We start from the raw sequence: 19,481 nt of genomic DNA, 5'->3' as shown, positions 1-19,481 counted from the left end.
CCGCCCGCTCACGCGTCGATCACGAAGCTCTCGACGGCCAGCACGAGCGTCTCCATGGCGATCTCGTTCTTGGTCGCGTTGAACGAAGGTCCGGTGTACTTGGTCGGCCAGGCCCGGTCGAAGTTCCAGCGCATGACTTCCTGGCGGTTCTCGTCGAGCATCACGATCGAGCCGGCCGTGCGCCGCACACGGCCGTCGAGGGCTTCCTTCACCCAGTTCCAGAAGCCGACGTGGCCGGTGACCCCGCGCTTGAACGTCAGCGCGCTTGGGGCCTTCTTCAGCCCGACGAGCTTGCGGACCGTGATGTCCTCGCTGCCGGTGCGGTACTCGATCACCGGCAGTTCCACGTCGAGCCCGCTGGCCTCGGTGAACGAGCCACTCACCGAGATGCCGTCGTCGCTGACGTTGGTCACGATGACCAGGAAGTTATACGCGGCATACGGGTCGTCCCGCGTCACAGGTGGCATTTGCCTTGCCTTTCAGTGGTCAGACGAGCTGGGTCTCGCGGGTCTTCTGCTGGATCCGGAAGATCACGAACTCCGCCGGGAACACGGGCGCCACCCCGATCACGCAGATGAGCCGTCCGTTGGCGATGTCGTCGTCGGTCATCGTGGAGCGGTCGCAGTGGACGAAGAACGCCTCGTCCGCGGTCGTGCCGGCGAGCGCGCCGGTGCGCCACACGGTGGTCAGGAAGTTCGCGACCGTCTGGCGCACCAGCGCCCACAGCGGCTCGTCGTTCGGCTCGAACACGACCCACTGCGTGCCCTCGTCGATCGACTCCTCCAGGAACAGGAAGAGCCGGCGCACGTTGACGTACTTCCACGAGGTGTCCGACGACAGCGTGCGCGCGCCCCACACCCGCTGACCGAGGCCGGGGAAGAACCGCAGCGCGTTGATCCCCCGGGGGTTCAGCAGGTCCTGGTGCCGCTTGGTGACGTCCTGGGCGATGCCGTCGGTCAGCCGGATGCCGCGGATGACCGCGTTGGCCGGTGCCTTGTGCACCCCGCGCTCGGTGTCGGTGCGGGCGTAGATCCCGATGACGTGCCCGGACGGCGGCGCCTCGACGAACTGGCCGGTCGAGGGGTCGTTGACCACCAGCCACGGGTAGTACAGCGCCGCGTACTTGGTGTCGAACGGCTCGCGGAACGCCTGGATGCCCTCGATGTCGAGGCCGTCCTGCGGGTCCAGGACGGCGAAGCGGTCCTTCAGCTGCTCGCAGTGGGTCACCAGCGCCGACTCGACCGTGCCGGCCCACACGCCGGGCACCGCGCAGATCGCGACCTCGTCGATGTCCTCGAGGGCGACGATGCCGGTGCGCTTGCCGCTCCCGCCGTCCGTGCCGACGAAGTCCGCGACCGTGAGCCCGTCGAACGCGTCCGAGCCGTCGTCGGCGAGGCTGATCCAGGAACCGGTCCCCGGTGTGGGGAAATGGGCCGGATCGGTGCTGATGCCCGTCAGTGTGGCCGCCCGGACCAGCCGCGACTGGCTCGCCAGGGTGCCCACCACGGTCCCGGGCGCGTCGCCGGTCAGGCGCAGGTTGCGGAAGGTCTCGGTGACCGAGCCGCCGCCGGGATCGGCGAACCGGGTGTCCACTGTGGACTCGACCAGCCGGACCTTGGCGGTCTCGAAGACCAGCTCGGGGGTATCGGCGTCGAACGTGACGAGGTCGTCGGGCCCGATCGACACGACGTTCAGGGTGCTCAGCTTGTCCCCGGTGTCGAGCTGCGCGACCGCGCCCTCGTACAGCCGGGAGGAGCCGCTGACCCGCAGTTCGGGACCGGCACCGGCGCTCGCCCGGCGCACCCGGCGCACGGTGAGGCCGGCCTGCCACGGCGCGTGCGTGGTGCCGCCCGGGAACGTGAGCGTCACCTTCCCGTTCGCCGGCTGCGCGACGGTGACCTCGAACCGCCGGTTGTTGATCAGGATCCAGACGTCGTCGGGAAGGGGGCCGGGGTCGAGGCCGGGCACCGCGTTCACCTCGACCGACGCAGCGTCGCGGCCGGCGTCGGCGGCGAGCGCGGTGATGAACAGCGGGCCCTCGTTCGGGTCGGGCAGTACCGGCAGCGAGGCGCTGACCGACGGGGAGATCCGGACCTGGACCGCCTTGCCCCAGGAGCCGGGGCTCGACGCGGAGAACCGCACGCTCGGCGTGGCGTCGCGGTCGCCCACCTGCACGTAGTCGCCGCGGGCCGCCTTCACCTCCGCGGCCGGCCCGGTGCCGAGTGTGACCCGCCCGGTGCCGGCGTTGTACGCGGTGATCGTCACCGTGCCGATCTCGACGTTGTCGCTGCCGCGGAAGACGGTGACCTCGTCCGTGCCGGTGAAGCCGACCAGGTGGGCCAGCTGCAGGCTGGTGGCGCCGGCCGCCGCGTCCTGGGTGACCGCGCTGACCAGGCCCGTGCCGACCGTGCCGGAGGCGGCCTCGGCGTCGCCGCTGACGACCCGCTTGACGTAGAGGCGCTGGCCGCCGTTGTCGAAGAAACCCTTGACCGCCAGCGGGAACAGCCACCAGCGGCCGCCCTCGGTGGGGTTCTCCGCCCAGGCGTCGCGGATCGCCGGGTCCGGCTCGGGCAGGAACCCGCCGAAGGTCGTCTGGTACTCCAGGAAGTTCGTGACCAGCTTCGGTTTCCCGGTGGTCGGGCCGCGCTGGGTGACCCCGACCATGCCCGCCGTGCTGGTGCTCACCCCCGCGATCGGCCGCGGCCCCGCGTCGACCTCCTCGACGTAGACGCCGGGGCTCAGGTACTCGGGCATGGCTTGGCTCCTTCTCTACTGCCGCTACTGCTGGACGATTTCGATGACGTGCCGGCGGTCCCGCTCGGCGGGCAGCCGGACGTCCAGCGCCCCGGCCCGGCCCGGCCGCTCGGTGGCCGTGAGGGGGAAGATCTGCACGGGTGTCGGCCCGGTGACCGGCTCGCCCTCCCAGCGCAGGGCGAGCCGGAACGCGCCGTCGGGGTTGGTGAGGGTCCGCTCGAGCCACGCGATCCCGTCCCGGATCGTGGTGCCGCGCGCCTCGACCAGCGCGTTCGCCACCGGCGCCCGGGTGACCGCGTCGACGACGACGCCGTACACGGTGCGGACGCCCGGCCCGTACGGGAACGCGATGCCCGGCAGCAGCCGGACCAGCCTCGGCTCGCTGCCGACGGCGGGCGGGTGCGCGTCGTCGTACGGGTACGCGGTGAACTCGACCCCCGCCACGGTCGCGTCGAAGTCCACGCCGTCCGCCGGGTACAGCGGCGCGAGCCCGGTGCCGGCGAACCGGACGCGGAACCGCTCCGGCTCGGCACCCGGCGCCCGGCGGCGGCCGAGCTCCGGGTAGGCGATCGCGCCGCTCGGCGTCCGGATCGCCGGCGTGTCCTGCGGCACCCAGCCGTTCACGTCCGGGTCGAAGAGGTCCAGCTCCGTGGCGATGTCGGCGGCCCGGACGCGCTGGGCGAACTCGTCGAACGGCACGAACCACGCCGGGCTATGCAGGACGGAGGTCTCGACGGGGTAGAAGCGGGTCATGGCAGCGTCGCCCCGCTGATCGTGCGGCTCCGCACGAGCCTGAGCTCGGCGATGTCGAGGGAGTCGAGGTTGACGACCCGGACCTCGTAGTTGAGGGACAGCTTGTACGGCTTCTGGATCGCGTACCAGATCCACGACTTCTGGTCGAGCGTCAGCGGGGTCAGCGTGAACTGCAGCGCCTCCGTGGTGCCCGCCATGCTGCCGGTCAGCTCCCCGCCGGACCAGATCGCGTCGTCGTAGAAGACTTGGAGGGCGCGGCCGATCATCTGGTGCTGGGTTTCCTGGTTGCCGCCCCACGGGGTGATCAGGTAGCGGAGCAGGAGCGCCATCGGCGGTTTGCGGCTGGTGGGCGCGTCGGGCGGGAGGGACCGGACCGGCGGCCGGTTGCGCGAGGTCGGGTCCTCCGCGATCTCGTACAGGAAGACCGTGAGCGTGGCCCGGCTCGGCCGGTCCTCGAGGTCGCTCAGCACCGCCGTCGGCGGGTCGTTCGGGTCCAGGCTGCGCAGCGCCTCGGTGAGCCGGTCCACGATGATCGTCGAAACGTCGGCGACGACGCCGAAATCCCCCATGCCAGTCCTCCCCTGTGGCCCGCCGGGAGGTGGCTCCGGCGTACCGGGGCGCAGCATCGCAGGGGTGGCGTGGCAGGACCGCGTTCCGCGCGTCGCACCGGCGTCACGGCGGCGTTGCCCGGACACGCGTTGACGTGTCCGCGACGGGGTGGTGACACACCGGCGCGCATCCTGCGGTGGTGGAGGCACCCGAGGAGCGTTCCGGCAGCATGGTTCTCCGTGCGTGGCTGGAAGGCGGCGAGCCCGACGCCCTCCGGGTCCGCATCCTCTCCACGATCGGCACCACCGAGGCCAGGCAGCTGGCCGTGACGTCGCCGGAGGCGGTGCTCGAGGCCGTGCGAAACTGGCTGGAAGACCTCGGATCAGGCCCGATGACGTTTTCGTGACGCCCTGTTGACGCCGTGCGCGCGATAATTCCGGTAACGTTTCGCACCGGGGTCGCGAATTGCTCAAGGGTGGGGTCGATCCGATCGGTGCCGGGCATAGGTTGGGGAGCCGATGCGCACTGGAGAAACGCAGATCGTGACACTGCGGCTGTTGAAGGGTTTCGCGCTGCTCGTGGACGACGACCGGGTGGCGCTGTCGTCGAGCGCGCAGCGATTGCTCGCGTTCCTGGCGCTGCAGGACCGGCCGCGGACCAGAACGTACGTGGCGAGAACGCTGTGGCCCGAGGCGCCTACGCCCCGCGCGAACGCGAACCTGCGCTCGTCGCTGTGGCGCGCGTCGCGCACCGGGTACCGGGTGATCGAGGCGTCGGTGCAGGAGATGGCGCTGGCGGGCAACATCACCGTCGACATCCACGACGCGGTCGCCAGCGCGCACCGCCTGCTCGACCGGACCTGCGGGTGCGACGACATCCTGGACCGGCGGACCCGCGACGACCTCTCCGCCGACCTGCTGCCCGAGTGGTCGGACAACGAGTGGGTCCTGCTCGAGCAGGAGCAGTACCACCAGCTGCGGCTGTATGCGTTGGAGGCCATGGCGAAACGCCTCACGACGGCCGGCCGCCACGGCGAGGCGGTGGCGGCGGGGCTGGCCGCGGTCCGCGCCGAGCCGCTGAGGGAGAGCGCGCACCGCGTCCTCATCGACGCGCACCTCGCCGCCGGCAACCGGGCCTCGGCCCAGCACCAGTACGACCAGTGCCGGCGCACCCTGCTCGAAGAACTGGGACTCGAGCCGTCGGACGCCCTCCGCGGCGTCCTGCCGCACTAGTCGCGGTATTTCCGGAATTGCGGACTGTGATCATTACCGGAATGGCAAATCGCCGGAAGGTCACGGATTTCCTGTGATCGTCCGGCGGCCGCGACGAATTCGGCGCGAAACGAGCGGCCGCCGACGAGATCCGCACGCCTCAGCCGGCCGGGAGGATCCTCCCCAGGACCTCGCCGAAACCGATCCGCGAGCCGTCCGCGCCCGGGGCCGTGCCGGTGATCACCACTTCGTCGCCGTCGAGGAGGAAGCTGCGCTCCTCGCCCTTCACGGTCAGCGGCTCCTTGCCGCCCCAGCTCAGCTCGAGGAACGCGCCGCGCTGGTGCTTCTCCGGGCCCGAGATCGTGCCGGAGCCGTACAGGTCTCCCGTGCGCGACGACGCGCCGTTGACCGTCAAGTGGGCCAGCATCTGGGCCGGCGACCAGTACATCTCGCGGTACGGCGGGCGGCTGACCTCCTCGCCGTTCCACTCCACGACCAGCTCGACGTCCAGCCCCCACGGCCGGCTCTCGCGCAGGTATGGCAGCGGCTCCGGGTCCTGCCCCGGCAGCGGGATCCGCGCCGCCTCCAGCGCGAGGATCGGGACGACCCACGCCGAGACCGACGTCGCGAAGCTCTTGCCCAGGTTCGGGCCCAGCGGCACGTACTCCCACGCCTGGATGTCGCGCGCGGACCAGTCGTTGAGCAGCACCGCGCCGAACACGTGCCGCGCGAAGTCGTCCGGGGCGATCGGCGTGTTCAGCGGCGTGCCCGTGCCGACGACGAAACCCAGCTCCGCCTCGATGTCCAGGCGGGTGCTCGGGCCGAACACCGGCGCCGGGTCGCCCTTGCGCTGACCGCTCGGGCGGACGATGTCCGTGCCCGAGACCAGGATCGTCCCCGCGCGGCCGTGGTAGCCGACCGGCAGGTGCTTCCAGTTGGGCAGCAGCGGTTCCGCGTCCGGCCGGAACAGCCGCCCGACGTTGGACGCGTGGTGCTCGGACGCGTAGAAGTCGACGTAGTCCGCGACCTCGAACGGCAGGTGCAGCGTGACACCGTCGACCGCGTGCACGGCGTCGTCGGGCACCTCGCCCGCGACGAGCGCCGTGATCCGCGAGCGGACCGCCACCCAGCGGTCGTACCCCTGCGCCATGAACGGGTTCAGCGTCGGCGCGGCGAAGACGTCGTCGCCGAGCGCGCGGGCCAGGTCGAGCACGGAGTCCCCGACGCGGACGCCGACGCGCGGGGTGTCGCCGCCGGCGGAGAACACGCCGTAGGGCAGGTTGGCGATCCCGAACGGGGAGCCTTCGGGGATGTCGATCGTGGTCATGCCTCTCCTCGGGGCAGCAGGCCGAGGGCGGCCAGCTCGGTCAACGGGTCGGTGATGCTGCAGGTGCCGAACGACGTGAACCGCGCGCGGACGTCCGGCGCGAGCTCCCGGACCGCGGCGGCGACCACCGCGCCGTCGCGCTCGGAGAGCAGGGCTTCACCGCGGTCCGGGTCGGCGGCCGCGAGCAGCAGGTTGAGGAAGCCGTGCTGCTCGAACCCCGTCTCCGGGTCGGTGTTGCGCAGCGCGTGATGCAGCCCGGCGGTCGCCTTGAACGGGACCCCCGCCTCGACCGCGCCCCGGATCGACGCGGCCAGCTCGGCCTCGCCGGGGTAGAGGTCCGCGCGGACGCCGCCGGTGCGGAACTTCGCGCGGTGACCCGTTCCCGCGAGCGCCCGCAGCAGCGGCCCGCGGCGGTCGTCGCGCGGGATCTCGACGTACACCGGCGCGGTGGCGGCGGAGATCGCGTCGAGCAGCTCGGCCGGCCTCAGGCCGTCCGGCACGGCGATCTCCAGGGCCCGCAGGTCCACCGGCAGCGTCTTGACGGCGTCGAGCACGGCCGGCAGCCGGTCGGGGCCGCCGGGCAGCGTCACCGCGACCGGCAACGGCGTCTCGCGCGGCCCGAGCAGGTCGCCCAGCGCGTCGAGGGCCGGGGCCGCGAGCACCAGCGGGCCGACGAGGTCGGCGTACCAGGCCCGCTCGTACGCGTCGTGCGCGGCGATCGCGTCCGGCAGGGGCGCCAGGCCGGGCGGGAACACCGCGGCGTCGTCGCAGAGCCCGGCGAAGAGCGCGGGGATCACGCGACCGGCCCCCGTCCGGCCCAGGTCCACGCGTAGCCGGGGTCTTCGCTCGCCAGGCCGCCCTCGCCGAGCTCGAGCGGGCGGAAGGTGTCGACCATGACGGCCAGCTCGTCGAAGAACTCCGCGCCGAGCGAGCGTTCGACGGCGCCGGGCTGCGGACCGTGGCTGTGCCCGCCCGGGTGCAGGCTGATCGAGCCCTGCGTGATGCCGGATCCCTTGCGGGCCTCGTAGTTCCCGCCGCAGTAGAACATCACCTCGTCGGAGTCCACATTGGAGTGGTAGTACGGCACCGGCACGGCGAGGGGGTGGTAGTCGACCTTGCGCGGGACGAAGTTGCAGATGACGAAGTTGTGGCCTTCGAACACCTGGTGCACGGGCGGCGGCTGGTGCACGCGGCCGGTGATCGGCTCGAAGTCGGCGATGTTGAACGTGTACGGGTAGAGGAACCCGTCCCAGCCGACGACGTCGAAGGGGTGCGTCGGGTAGACGTAGCGCGTACCGGTGATGCCGCGCGAGCCGCGGTGCTTGACCAGCACCTCGACGTCCTCGCCCTCGGCCAGGAACGGCTCTTCGGGTCCGTGCAGGTCGCGCTCGCAGTACGGCGCGTGCTCCAGCAGCTGGCCGAAGCGGGACAGATAGCGCTTCGGCGGCGTGATGTGCGAGTTCGCTTCGATGACGTACGCCCGCAGCGGCTCGCCACCGGCCGGCACCCAGCGGTGCGTGGTGGCGCGCGGCAGGATCACGTAGTCGCCCTGACGCGCTTCCAGCACGCCGAACACCGTCTCGACCCGCGCTTCACCGGACTCGACGTACACGCACTCGTCGCCGACGGCGTTGCGGTAGAGCGGAGACGCCTCCCCCGCGGCGACGTACGAGATCCGGACGTCGCCGTTGCCCAGGACCAGCCGCCGGCCGGTGACGACGTCGGCGCTCTTCCAGTCCTGGCCCGCGAACAGCTCGTGCAGCTTCAGGTGGCGCGGCACCAGCGGGCGGTTCTCGGTGAGTGTCTGGTCCGGCAGTTCCCACGGCGTCGCGCCGACGATCGCCGACGGCACCCCGCGGTGGTAGAGCAGCGACGAGTCCGACGAGAAGCCTTCCTCGCCCATCAGCTCCTCGGAGTACAGCCCGCCCTCGGGGGTGCGATGCTGGGTGTGCCGCTTCGGCGGGATGGTCCCCGCTCGGCGGTAGTACGCCATGGTTCGCCTCCTGACCGATCCGGCCACATAGTTCATGCTTTTACTATCTTGAGTCCAGACTAGCCCCCGGCTCGCACCACGGGTAGGGGCTAGCGACGGCTGCGGGTGTCGGCCGCCGTCCGGCCGGTGATGAGCTTGCCCAGCAGCATCACCAGGATCCGCTGTTCTTCCTCGGTGAGGGCGTCGGTCCAGCCGAACTCGCGCTCGTTGTGCTCGCGAAACACCGAAACCATCTCTTCGCGGCCGGCCTCGGTCAGCGAGAGCTGGACCGAACGGCCGTCACGCTCGTCCGGAACGCGATCGAGCAGACCGTCCGCGACCAGCGGTTTCATCAGGTTCGACACCGCAGCCCGGCTCATCCCGGTGAGCCGAGCGGCGCTCTTCGGCTCCAGGGGCCCGGCCAGCCAGACCACGAAAAGCAGCCGAAACGCCGACCACGACCGGCCCCGCGGCCGGTGCACCGAGGCCTCCAGATCATAGGTGACCAGGTCCGACGCCCGGTTGAGCGTCAGCAGCACCTCAGTGGCCAACTGGTGCCGAAAGCCGTACTCCGTCGCAAGCCGCCGATTGGCCAGCTCGACGAACGACCAGAAGTCCAGCTCCTCTTCCATCGAAGCACCCTAACAAACAGTCAATCTCGAAACTTGTTTCAAGCACGCGGCACGCGGCGTTCCGGACAGGCCACCCGAACCACAGCCCCACGCAACCCAGACCCCCCGCAACCCCGATCCGAAGCCAGAACACGGCCGGCAGCGCCGGGTCAAGGCATCTTTCCCGCCTTGACGCGGTGCTGCCGGCCGTAGTCACAATCAGGCTTCGGGGTTGAGAAGACGGAAATCGGCAGGGCTAATCACTCCACCAAGCAGCCTCAACCACGAGTCTGCCCACGCGCCAAGGTCTCCGACAGAGCATGAGCCTCCCGCAACAACAACGCCCCCAGCTGAGGAATCCGCTCAGCCCCAAAACGATGCGCCACCCCAGTCAAAGTAAGCGCCCACCGAGGCACCCCACCCTGATCGAAAACAGCAGCCGCCAACCCCCAACTACCCTCCACCACCAGCCCAGGATTCACCGCATACCCGTTCACGCGGGTCACCGCGATGTGCCGCCGAATCTCGGCAACATCGTGCTGCGGCCCGTAACTCCCGAGGTCCACCCGCCCGAGATACTCCTCAACCTCCCGATCAGGCAGATGAGCAAGCACCACCATCCCGGCCGACACAACACCGAGCGGAAAACGAGCCCCCTCGAAAAGAACATGACTCCGAATGGGAAAAGCGCCGTCCTCCCGGATCAGGCAGATCGTCTCCTCCCCCCGCCGCGCCGAAAAGAACGCACTCTCCCCGGTCGCCACCGCCAACCGCCGAACCACGGGCAACGCCGCCTCGGTGACGTCGTACCGTCGAGCCGCCGCCACACCGAGAAAGTAAAGCTCCGGCCCCAAGACCCACTGATCGGTCTCCCGCTCCACCAGCCCGACACTCTGCAGCGACATCAGCAACCGGTGCACAGTCGGCCGAGGCAGCCCCGCCTCCCGGGCCACAGCCGTCGTCGTCGCACCACCAGGCTCATGAACCGCGACCGCACGCAACGCGCGATGGGCCCGTCCGACGAGGTCTCCAGGAGCGTCCACTCAGTGAACACTACCCCACCCGAGTCGACCGCGAGACGAACAATCCGCTGGTAGAACGCGTTCACTGGTTGACCACACAAAAGCCGTCCAGTCTGATGTCGGCCATGGACAAGGTGATCGTGTCGGCCGCGGAGGCCGTCGCCGACATCCCCGACGGCGCCACCCTCGCGGTGGGCGGCTTCGGGATGTGCGGCGTGCCCGCCGTTCTCGTCCAAGCGCTGTTCGAGGCGGGGACCGCGGACCTCGAAGTGGTCTCGAACAACGCCGGCGTCGACGGCTGGGGCCTGGGGATCCTGCTCGGCGCCGGCCGCCTGCGCCGGGTCGTCGCCTCCTACGTCGGGGAGAACAAGGAGTTCGCGCGCCAGTACCTCGGCGGCGAGCTGGAGGTCGAGCTGACCCCGCAAGGCACGCTCGCCGAACGGCTGCGTGCCGGCGGCTCCGGCATCCCCGCGTTCTTCACCGCCACCGGGGCCGGCACCCAGGTCGCCGACGGCGGCCTGCCGTGGAAGTACGACGCCGCCGGCGCCGTCGAGAAGGCGAGCCCGCCGAAGCAGAAGCAGAGCTTCGACGGCAAGGAGTACGTCCTCGAGCACGCGATCGTCGCCGACTACGGCCTGGTCCGCGCCTGGCGCGGCGACCGGCACGGCAACCTCGTCTTCAAGGACGCGGCCCGCAACTTCAACCCGCTGGCCGCGATGTCCGGCCGCGTCACGATCGCCGAGGTCGAGCAGCTGGTCGAGCCCGGCGAGCTCGACCCGAACGACGTCCACCTGCCGGGCGCGTACGTCCACCGCGTGGTGGCGCTGACGCCGGAGCAGGCCGCGGACAAGCCGATCGAGAAGCGCACCGTGCGCACCGGAACGGAGGCCGGCTGACATGGCGTGGAACCGCAACGAAATGGCCGCCCGCGCCGCCGGCGAGCTGCGCGACGGCGACTACGTCAACCTCGGGATCGGCCTGCCGACCCTGGTGCCCAACTACGTGCCCGACGACGTCGAACTCGTTCTGCAGTCGGAGAACGGCATCCTCGGCGTCGGGCCGTACCCGGAGGAAGACGCCGTCGACCCGGACCTGATCAACGCGGGCAAGGAGACGGTCACCGTTCGGAAGGGCGCGTCGTTCTTCGACTCGGCGTTGTCTTTCGGGATGATCCGCGGCGGCAAGATCGACGCGGCGATCCTCGGCGCGATGCAGGTCTCCGCTGCGGGCGACCTCGCGAACTGGATGATCCCCGGCAAGATGGTCAAGGGCATGGGCGGCGCGATGGACCTGGTCCACGGCGCGAAGAAGGTCATCGTGCTGATGGAGCACGTAGCCCGCGACGGCTCGCCCAAGATCGTCGAGGAGTGCACGCTGCCTTACACGGGCCGCGGAGTGGTCCAGCGGATCATCACCGACCTGTGCGTCCTCGATGTGACGCCGGACGGACTGTCCCTCGTCGAACTGGCCCCGGGCGTCGACTTCGAGCAGGTGCGGAAGCAGACCGAACCGCGGATCCGCGTGGCCTGATCCGGAGGCCCGTTCCGCGGCCGCGCCCGATGCCCTGTACTGCGAGTACGGCCGGACGAGAGGTGCTCGAGGGCGCGGGGGTCCGGCCGGGGACGGCGCTGCCGCCGCCCGGATCCTGGCCGCGAATCGCGGTTACGCCGCCGTTCCGGGCGGTGTCGCCGTGCCCGGTCGCGCGCCCGGAGGTGCTGTCATCGCCGCGCTGGCCGCGACGCCACCCCGGGCCGGAACCCGCTCACCCTGGTGCCCGGGCCGCCGAGCACCGCGCGGGCGCTGGGCGCGTTGATCAGAGGACGCCTTGGTGCTCCGAGCCGGTGTCGAAATGGCGGTCCAGGTACTGCTCCGGCGGCAACGGACTGTCGCGCAGCAGCGAGAACACCTCGCTACCGGACTGCAGGACTCCCTCCCCGGTCGCGTACGCCTGCGCGAGCCCGAGGTAGGTCACCCCGGTGTCCGCCGCGTACTCCCCGGCCTCCGCCTCGGCCCGGGCCACGGCCGCGGCGAAGTCGGCCGCCTGCCACAGCGTGATCCGCTCCTCGTACGGCCGGCCCTCGGATCCGGTCCACCGGAAGACGCACCGCACCGCGTACCACTCGTCCGTCATGACGCCATCCTCTCCAGCCGGCCCGAGAAGCGACTCAACCCCAGCCGACCCTCGCGCGTGTGAACGACGGAATCCTCCAGTCGAGTGTTGATTGTCTGGTGGTTTCTGAGTTATTCCGTTTGCCCGTGTTACCTGTTATGTTCGATTTTCGAGCCCGCGGTAGTGCTTGAGGGAGTCCGATGCGTCGTCTCGCCGTCCTGGTTCTCGCGCTGCTTTGCACGATCTCCCTGGCGCCGGTGGCGGACGCCGCCGTCGCGCCCAAGCCGCCGCCACTGTCCACGCCGTGGACTTCGCAGGTGAGCACCACCGATCCGCTGCCCGAATACCCGCGGCCGCAGATGACGCGGCCCGACTGGCAGTCGCTCAACGGGGAATGGGAGTTCCTCAACCCCGCCACCGGCGCGGGCGGCAGCGTCGACCGCTACGCCGCGCCGCCGCTGGGCCAGACGCTGCCCGAGCGCATCCTCGTGCCCTACCCCGTCGAGTCGGCGCTGTCGGGCATCATGCGCAACGACAACCGCGACCTCATGTTCTACCGCCGCACCTTCACCGTGCCGCAGGCGTGGGCCGGCCGGAACGTGCAGCTGCACTTCGGCGCCGTCGACTACGAAGCCACCGTCTGGGTCAACGGCGTCCAGGTCGCTTCGCACCAGGGCGGGTACGACCGGTTCGAGGCCGACATCACCGCCCGCCTCACCGGTGGCGCCAACGAAATCGTCGTCCGCGTCTACGACCCGACCGACGGCCGCGGCGAGAAGCAGCCCGTCGGCAAGCAGGCCACCACGCAGTCGAACATCTTCTACACACCGTCTTCCGGTATCTGGCAGACGGTCTGGCTCGAACCGACCGCGCCGTCGTCGATCTACTCCGTCGACATCTACCCGAACCTGGCGAACAACACCGCGCGCGTGCGGGTGTTCGGCCGCGGGGACGTCGGCGGGTACTCCGTGCTCGCCGAGTCGATGACCGGCGGCGCCGTCGTCGGCAGCGCCACCGGCGGCTTCACCGAGTTCTCCGTGCCCGTGCCGAACGCGCGGCGCTGGTCACCCGACGACCCGTTCCTCTACGACCTGCGCGTGTCGCTGCGCAACGCCGCGGGGACGACGATCGACCAGGTCGTCAGCTACTTCGGCATGCGCGAGGTCGGCACGAAGAACGTGAACGGCGTGCTGCGGCCGACGCTCAACGGCGAGTTCGTGTTCCAGATCGGCACCCTGGACCAGGGCTTCTGGCCGGACGGCCTGTACACGGCGCCGACCGACGCGGCGCTGGCCTCGGATCTGCAGAAGCACAAGGAACTCGGCTTCAACATGGTCCGCAAGCACATCAAGGTGGAGCCGGCGCGCTGGTACTACTGGGCCGACCGGCTCGGATTGCTGGTGTGGCAGGACATCCCGTCGACGCCGACGGCGGACTCGAACCGCACACCCGCGCAGATCGCCGAGTTCGAGACCGAGGCACGCGAGATCGTCGACGAGCACCGCTTCTCCCCCGCCGTCGTGACGTACGTGCCGTTCAACGAGGGCTGGGGCGAGTGGAACCTCGACGAGACCCGGCGCGTCACGACCAGCCTGAAGAACTACGACCCGACCCGGCTGGTGAACGCCCACAGCGGGTTCAACTGCTGTGTGTCCAAGGGTGACCCCGGCACCGGCGACATCATCGACTGGCACATCTACACCGGCCCGGACGCGCCCCGGCCGTCCGCGACCCGGGTGTCGGTGCTCGGCGAGTTCGGCGGTCTCGGCCTGCGCAACCCCGGCCACGAGTACAGCCCGACCGGCGGCTTCTTCGCCTACGAGCAGATGGCGAGCGCGGCGCAGCTGAACGACCGCTACACCGGGATGGTCCGCGACGCGAAGCAGCTGATGACCGCCAAGGGCCTGTCGGCGTCCGTCTACACCGAGATCACCGACGTCGAAGGCGAGTACAACGGCCTGCTGACCTACGACCGGCGGGTGCAGAAGGTCGACACCGCCCGCGTTCGCGCGGCGCACGCCGAACTGATCGCCGCGTCGAAGAACCTGAACGCCGCCGTGCCGCTGACGCTCGGGCACGTCCGGTCGTTCCGGGTGACCACGCCCGGGTTCACCGACCGGTACCTGCGGCACGCGGATTCCTTCGCCCGCACCGACGTCCTGACCACGGGCAGTGCGGACGGACCGCGGCAGGACGCCTCCTTCCGGACCGTCGCGGGGCTCGCTGACCCGCGCTGCTACTCCTTCGAGTCGGTCGACTTCCCCGGCAAGTACCTGCGCCACGCCGACGGCCGGGTCCGCATCGACAGCGACACCGGCGGCACGTTCGCCGCCGACGCCACCTGGTGCTCCCGGCCCGGGCTCGCCGCCGGCGGGACGTCGTTCGAGTCGCTGAACCTGCCCGGCCGGTACCTGCGGCACTACAACGACAACGTCTACCTCGCCCTCAGCGGCGGCCCGAACCCGTGGGACACGGCGACGAGCTTCGCCGCCGACGCGACGTGGGACGTCTCGGCGCCGGCGCTGTGGCGCAGCTCGGTGCCCCTCGCCGTCAACGCGCGGCAGTCGTTGCGGGTGACGACCTGGGGGTACACCGACCGGTACCTGCGGCACGCCGGCGGTCTCGCCTACACCGAGGTGGTGACCGGCAGCAGCAGCGCGTTGCTCAAGCAGGACGCCACCTACACCGTGCGGCGCGGGCTCGCGGAGTCGTCGTGCTACTCCTTCGAGTCGGTGAACTACCCCGGGCAGTTCCTGCGCCACCAGGACGGCCGCGTCCGCAACTCCCCGGACGACGGCTCGGCCCTGATGCGCGCGGACGCGACGTTCTGCACCCGGCCGGGCCTCGGCGGCACGGGCGTGACGTTCGAGTCGCTCAACATCCCGGGCGCGTTCCTGCGGCACTTCGACTCGCAGGTCTACATCGCCTCGGGCGGCGGCACGGGCTCCGACCGTCCCCAGACGGTGACGGCCGACAGCAGCTGGACCGTCGCGGCGCCCTGGGCTCCGTAAGCCCGCCATCCCGTTGTCGCGGGTGCCGGAAATCCGATGTATTCCGGACCGGCCCCGCGACTCCGTCCTCGATGACGGAAGGGGAGAAACCGTGGGCGCCGTGCTGATCCTTCTCATTCTGGTGCTGGTGGTCGTGCTGCTCGCGCGCCGGCGCCGCCGCAAGCGGACCTCGGCGGTGCTCGCCGGGCCGCCCGGCGGCGTCCCGGCGTTCCGGATCGTGACGCTGGGGCTGCAGGGCTCGGGCAAGACCCTGCTGCTGACCGGGATCTACCGCCGCCTGCAGACCCCGGGCGACCGCGGCTTCTACCTGCGCGTGCCGCACGAGCAGCTGATCGAGCTGAACCGGTGGTACCGCAAGGCGGCCGACGTCCAGGAGGAGTGGCCGCGCGGCACGACCCGCGGCGAGCTGCGCGAGTTCGAGTTCAGCGTGATGACCGACGTCGGCGGGGCCACCGAACCCGTGGTCAAGCTGGGCTACCTCGAGTACCCGGGCGAGCTGCTGACCGACCCGGACGCGCCGGGGTCGACCGCCCAGGCGACGCTGCTGCAGGCGATCGCCGGGGCCGACGCGCTCGTCGGCATCATCGACGGGTTCCGCCTGCTGCAGGCGGACCAGGGCGACCAGCGCGGCGCGCTGATGCTCGAAGCGTCCCTCGACGCGATGATCAACGCGATGCTGCCGGTGCGCAGCCCGATCGTCTTCGTGATCACCAAGTGGGACCTGCTCGACCACCTGCACCCGGACGAGAACGAGCGGCTGCGGATCGTGCGTGACCGGCTGATGGCGACGCCGGGGTTCGCCGACCTGGTCAAGGTGCACAGCGCCCGGCGGATCGTCCGGCTGATCCCGGTGACCGCGGTCGGCCACGACTTCGCCGTCTTCTCCGGCGGCGTGGTCCGCAAGAAGCCCGACGGCCGGTTCCGGCCGGGCAACGTCGAGGCCGCGTTGTCGGTGGTGGTGCCGGACATCCTGCGCCAGACCGAGCTCGCGCTCGACCGCGCCACCCGCGCGGAGCTGCTCGCGGCCGCGCAACGGCGGCTGCGGATGGGCCCGGCCGAGGCGCTGCGGACGCTCGGCGCCCACTTCACGGCGCACGCCGCGCGGGTGCTGGCGTCCAGCCTCGGCGCGGGTCTGGTCGCCGAGTCCGGCCTGATGCTGCTGCTCGACACGCTGACCCCGTACGGCGACCCGGCCGAGCGCGCCGGCCGGCTGGCGAAGCTCGGTGAGGCCGACCGGATGGCGGAGCACTACGTCCAGGCGCGGCGCCGGGTGGTCGGCGAGCTGCAGCGGCAGGTGGCGGTGCTCGAGGCGAAACTGCCGGTGTCCCGCCTGGGCGGCGACCGCTGGGGCGACTGGTGACGGGCCGGGCGTGGCCGTTCCTGATCGCCCGCGGCCGGCGGCGCGGCTATTCCGCGCTGCTGGTCCCGGGTTTCCTGCGGGAGCACGGGTTCCTGGAGGCCACGGCAACCCCGCTGGACGAGGTGCCTTCACGCGCGGCCGCGACCCCGCATGGAGTGCTGGTCTGGGCCGAGCACGCGGTGACCACGGCGGAGGCCGGCGGCGAGCCCCGGGACGAGTACGGCCGTCCGCTCGTGTTGCTGCACGGTTTCCTGTGCCCGGACGGCGACCCGGTGGCGGCGCCGGCCGAGCTGACCCGGACTCGGAGTGCGGCTTTGTCGGTGTACCAACGGTTCCTTGCCGACGAGGAGGGCTTCCGGGCGGAACGTTCGGAGCCGTTCACGATCGAGGTCACCGAGGTGGCCCGGCCCCGGGTTTCGCCGCCTGCCGAGCCCACCCGCCCGGCCCGCGGCCTGCTGTGGGCGGGGGCGGGGGCGCTGGTCACGGCCGGCGCGGTGATCGCGGTGATCGGCTTCGCCTCGGCCGGCGGTGACGAAGCACCACCGCCGCCGGAGTGCGGCCGCGACGTGGTCGAGTCGACGATCACGCCGACGGTCTCGCCGGCGACGTGCCTCCGCGACGGGAGGACGGTGCAGTACTCGCTCCCGCCATCGACGACGCCCAGCCGTCGCTAGGCGGGTCATGGCAAGAACGGTCAGTTCTCCGGCAACTGCCGTCGTTCGCGCAGGCGGGCCAAGTCCTCGCGCATCTCCAGTGGCAGCAGCTCGGCCATCTGCTCCGGACGCAACGGCAGGTCGAGCAGGCTGAGCTTGACCCGGCTGCGCCGCGCATGCCGCCCGGGATCCAACCGCACCACCTGGGCCGCGTCCGGGCGCAGGGTCGCCGTCAACGGCGTTGCCGGATCCAGCGGCCGCCACGCGTTGCCGTCGACGCGGACCGTCGGTGGGGCGCTGCGGGCCGCCGCGCGCAGGGTGACCACGTCGCGGGCCGGCAACACGATCGAGCGGCTGACGCCCGACATCGACGCCACCGGCGTCACCGCCAGCACCTCCGCCGCCGGGGAGATCACCGGGCCGCCGGCCGCGTAGTTGTACGCCGTGGAACCCGTCGGGGTGCTCAGGATCAGCGCGTCGCAGCGGTAGTAGCCGAACTGCGCCCCGTCGACCAGCAGGTCCACCTCCACCGTCGCGCCCGGCTCGGCCCCGCCGACGACGACGTCGTTGAACGCGACCGCCGCCGCGTCGCCCTCCGCCAGCGCGATGCAGCTGTGCGGCTCGATTTCGAAGTCGCCCGTGTGCACCCGCTCGAGCGCCTCGGCGAGCTCGGACGGCGAGATCTCGACCAGGAACCCGACGTTGCCGTAGTTCACTCCGAGCACCGGCACCGGCCGCTCGACGGCCAGCCGCATCGCGCCGAGCATCGTCCCGTCGCCGCCGAGGCTGACGACGGCGTCCACCCCGGCCGCGAACTCGGCGTCGGACACCACCGGCACGCCCGCCCCGACCTGCGCCGCGTCGGTGCCGCGCACCACGAGCTCGACTCCGTGGCGCGAGGCGTACGAAACGAGCACCTCGACCGAGTCGTGCACCGGCTTCCGCGGGTGCGCCACCACCCCGACGCGCGTGATCTCCGAACCTGCCATGCGGTCCATTGTGGCCGCCCGGCGATCGGCCCGCTCAGCCGAGAACGCCCAAGGCCTCCGGCGTGAAGGGGACGACGTCGTCCTCGCGGCCGTCGAGGACCTTCGCCGTCCACTCCGGGTCGGCCAGCAGCGAGCGGCCCACGGCGACTACGTCGAACTCGTCGGCCTCCAGGCGGTCCAGCAGGCCGTCGATCCCGGTGCGGCCCGCGCCGGCTCCGGCCAGGCTCGCGGTGAACTCCGTGTCCAGGCCGACCGAGCCCACCGTGATCGCCGGCTTCCCGGTCAGCTTCTTGGCCCAGCCCGCGAGGTTCAGGTCGGCACCGTCGAAGGCGGGCTCCCAGTAGCGGCGGGTGGAGGCGTGGAAGGCGTCCGCGCCCGCGTCGACCAGCTCTCCGAGGATGACGCCGAACTCTTCGGGCGTGCCGGCGAGCCGGGCAGCGTAGTCGGACTGCTTCCACTGCGAGAGCCGCACGACCACCGGGAAGCCGGGCGCGACCCGGGCCCGGACGGCGGCGACGGCTTCGGCCGCGAACCGGGCCCGCGCCCGCACGCCGCCGCCGTAGCGATCGGTGCGGCGGTTGGTCTCCGACCACAGGAACTGGTCGATCAGGTAGCCGTGGGCCCCGTGCAGTTCGACGCCGTCGAACCCGGCGCGTTCCGCGTCGCGGGCCGCCTGGCCGAACGCCGAGAGCGCGGCGTCGATGTCGGCCTGCGTCATGGTGTGCCCCAGGTCGTCACCGAGAAGCGGCAGGCCTGACGGGCCGATCGCGGGCGCCTCCGGGTGCGGCGGATCCCCGGCCTTGCGGACCATCCCGACGTGCTGCAGCTGGGCGAAGATCCGCCCGCCGGCGTCGTGCACGGCCTTCGTGACGCGAGCCCAGCCGGCCAGCGCGTCGTCGCCGTACATGCGCGAGACGAGGTCGTGCTGGCCGGCGGACGGGTCGCCGACGTAGGCGCCTTCGGTGATCACGAGCCCGGTCCCGCCGGCGGCTCGCCGGGCGTAGTACGCGGCGACGTCGGCCCCGGGCACGCCGCCGGGCGAGAACCCGCGCGTCATGGGCGCCATGGCGACGCGGTTGGGCAGTGTCAGGCCGCCGATGGTGATCGGACGGGAAAGCACTTGTGCGGCACGGGTTTCCACGATTTCCAGCTCCTCCTG

At 71.3% G+C, this 19,481-nt stretch carries 19 protein-coding genes; 7 read left to right on the top strand and 12 right to left on the bottom strand.

All coding sequences use genetic code 11. From position 1 onward, the window contains the following. Nucleotides 1–8: 8 nt before the first annotated feature. The 4 genes from QQ657_RS08695 to QQ657_RS08680 are packed head-to-tail and all read right to left on the bottom strand — an operon-like array spanning nucleotide 9 to nucleotide 4,076. The gene (locus QQ657_RS08695) at nucleotides 9–467 is read right to left on the bottom strand and encodes a phage tail protein (RefSeq protein WP_284741582.1); all 459 of its coding nucleotides are present in this window, start codon (nucleotides 465–467) and stop codon (nucleotides 9–11) included. Between the two features lie 19 nt (nucleotides 468–486). Further along, the gene (locus QQ657_RS08690; RefSeq protein ID WP_284741581.1) at nucleotides 487–2,754 is read right to left on the bottom strand and encodes a phage tail sheath C-terminal domain-containing protein; all 2,268 of its coding nucleotides are present in this window, start codon (nucleotides 2,752–2,754) and stop codon (nucleotides 487–489) included. A 24-nt stretch (nucleotides 2,755–2,778) separates the two neighbouring features. Further along, complete coding sequence (locus tag QQ657_RS08685; RefSeq protein WP_284741580.1) at nucleotides 2,779–3,507, bottom strand: carboxypeptidase regulatory-like domain-containing protein; 729 nt, start codon at nucleotides 3,505–3,507, stop codon at nucleotides 2,779–2,781. Beyond that, nucleotides 3,504–4,076: a Pvc16 family protein gene (locus QQ657_RS08680; protein ID WP_284741579.1), complete on the bottom strand. Its 573-nt coding sequence runs from the start codon at nucleotides 4,074–4,076 to the stop codon at nucleotides 3,504–3,506. Before QQ657_RS08680 ends, QQ657_RS08685 begins: the two co-directional genes overlap by 4 nt. Before the next feature lie 209 nt (nucleotides 4,077–4,285). Here QQ657_RS08680 and QQ657_RS08675 point away from each other — a divergent pair, with 209 nt between their 5' ends. Both QQ657_RS08675 and QQ657_RS08670 read left to right on the top strand, forming a co-directional pair. Next, nucleotides 4,286–4,462 carry a hypothetical protein gene (locus QQ657_RS08675; protein ID WP_284741578.1) on the top strand — a complete coding sequence of 59 codons (177 nt, stop codon included), beginning with the start codon at nucleotides 4,286–4,288 and terminating at the stop codon, nucleotides 4,460–4,462. Between the two features lie 112 nt (nucleotides 4,463–4,574). Further along, nucleotides 4,575–5,288 carry an AfsR/SARP family transcriptional regulator gene (locus tag QQ657_RS08670; RefSeq protein ID WP_284741577.1) on the top strand — a complete coding sequence of 238 codons (714 nt, stop codon included), beginning with the start codon at nucleotides 4,575–4,577 and terminating at the stop codon, nucleotides 5,286–5,288. A 139-nt stretch (nucleotides 5,289–5,427) separates the two neighbouring features. On the opposite strand, the gene fahA is transcribed toward QQ657_RS08670, so the two are convergent. From fahA to QQ657_RS08645, 5 genes are all read right to left on the bottom strand, one after another. Continuing rightward, on the bottom strand, nucleotides 5,428–6,594 hold the full coding sequence (gene fahA, locus QQ657_RS08665) for a fumarylacetoacetase (protein WP_284741576.1): 1,167 nt from the start codon (nucleotides 6,592–6,594) through the stop codon (nucleotides 5,428–5,430). Beyond that, on the bottom strand, nucleotides 6,591–7,391 hold the full coding sequence (locus tag QQ657_RS08660; protein WP_434056727.1) for a hypothetical protein: 801 nt from the start codon (nucleotides 7,389–7,391) through the stop codon (nucleotides 6,591–6,593). The genes fahA and QQ657_RS08660 overlap by 4 nt, the downstream gene beginning before the upstream one ends. After that, a complete protein-coding gene (locus tag QQ657_RS08655; RefSeq protein ID WP_284741574.1) occupies nucleotides 7,388–8,587 on the bottom strand; it encodes a homogentisate 1,2-dioxygenase in 1,200 nt (399 codons plus the stop codon). The genes QQ657_RS08660 and QQ657_RS08655 overlap by 4 nt, the downstream gene beginning before the upstream one ends. A gap of 89 nt (nucleotides 8,588–8,676) precedes the next feature. After that, entirely contained in the window at nucleotides 8,677–9,198 is a 522-nt protein-coding gene (locus tag QQ657_RS08650) for a MarR family winged helix-turn-helix transcriptional regulator (protein WP_284741573.1), read from the bottom strand. A gap of 257 nt (nucleotides 9,199–9,455) precedes the next feature. Then, entirely contained in the window at nucleotides 9,456–10,220 is a 765-nt protein-coding gene (locus QQ657_RS08645) for an IclR family transcriptional regulator (RefSeq protein WP_284741572.1), read from the bottom strand. 104 nt (nucleotides 10,221–10,324) lie between these two features. Between QQ657_RS08645 and QQ657_RS08640 the strand changes: the two genes are divergently transcribed. Further along, on the top strand, nucleotides 10,325–11,095 hold the full coding sequence (locus QQ657_RS08640) for a CoA transferase subunit A (RefSeq protein ID WP_284741571.1): 771 nt from the start codon (nucleotides 10,325–10,327) through the stop codon (nucleotides 11,093–11,095). Between the two features lies 1 nt (nucleotide 11,096). After that, a complete protein-coding gene (locus QQ657_RS08635; protein ID WP_284741570.1) occupies nucleotides 11,097–11,729 on the top strand; it encodes a CoA transferase subunit B in 633 nt (210 codons plus the stop codon). A 283-nt stretch (nucleotides 11,730–12,012) separates the two neighbouring features. Here QQ657_RS08635 and QQ657_RS08630 read toward each other — a convergent pair whose 3' ends face one another. After that, complete coding sequence (locus QQ657_RS08630; protein WP_284741569.1) at nucleotides 12,013–12,330, bottom strand: hypothetical protein; 318 nt, start codon at nucleotides 12,328–12,330, stop codon at nucleotides 12,013–12,015. 179 nt (nucleotides 12,331–12,509) lie between these two features. Here QQ657_RS08630 and QQ657_RS08625 point away from each other — a divergent pair, with 179 nt between their 5' ends. The 3 genes from QQ657_RS08625 to QQ657_RS08615 all read left to right on the top strand — a co-directional run bounded on the left by QQ657_RS08625 (nucleotide 12,510) and on the right by QQ657_RS08615 (nucleotide 17,354). After that, entirely contained in the window at nucleotides 12,510–15,320 is a 2,811-nt protein-coding gene (locus QQ657_RS08625) for an AbfB domain-containing protein (protein WP_284741568.1), read from the top strand. A 100-nt stretch (nucleotides 15,321–15,420) separates the two neighbouring features. Next, nucleotides 15,421–16,680 (top strand): hypothetical protein, encoded by a 1,260-nt coding sequence (locus QQ657_RS08620; RefSeq protein ID WP_284741567.1) that lies wholly within the window; start codon nucleotides 15,421–15,423, stop codon nucleotides 16,678–16,680. After that, nucleotides 16,677–17,354 (top strand): hypothetical protein, encoded by a 678-nt coding sequence (locus QQ657_RS08615; RefSeq protein WP_284741566.1) that lies wholly within the window; start codon nucleotides 16,677–16,679, stop codon nucleotides 17,352–17,354. The genes QQ657_RS08620 and QQ657_RS08615 overlap by 4 nt, the downstream gene beginning before the upstream one ends. A gap of 20 nt (nucleotides 17,355–17,374) precedes the next feature. Here the strand turns inward: QQ657_RS08615 and QQ657_RS08610 are convergent, their stop codons facing one another. Together QQ657_RS08610 and QQ657_RS08605 are read right to left on the bottom strand one after the other, a co-directional pair. Then, complete coding sequence (locus QQ657_RS08610) at nucleotides 17,375–18,322, bottom strand: NAD(+)/NADH kinase (RefSeq protein ID WP_284741565.1); 948 nt, start codon at nucleotides 18,320–18,322, stop codon at nucleotides 17,375–17,377. A gap of 34 nt (nucleotides 18,323–18,356) precedes the next feature. Then, the gene (locus tag QQ657_RS08605; protein WP_284741564.1) at nucleotides 18,357–19,463 is read right to left on the bottom strand and encodes an oxidoreductase; all 1,107 of its coding nucleotides are present in this window, start codon (nucleotides 19,461–19,463) and stop codon (nucleotides 18,357–18,359) included. Nucleotides 19,464–19,481: the final 18 nt, after the last annotated feature.

Origin of the sequence: Amycolatopsis ponsaeliensis, from assembly GCF_030182635.1 — a bacterium.
GTDB lineage: Bacteria > Actinomycetota > Actinomycetes > Mycobacteriales > Pseudonocardiaceae > Amycolatopsis > Amycolatopsis ponsaeliensis.
Note: the sequence above shows the minus strand (reverse complement) of the source record. Positions and strands in the feature narration are given on the sequence as shown.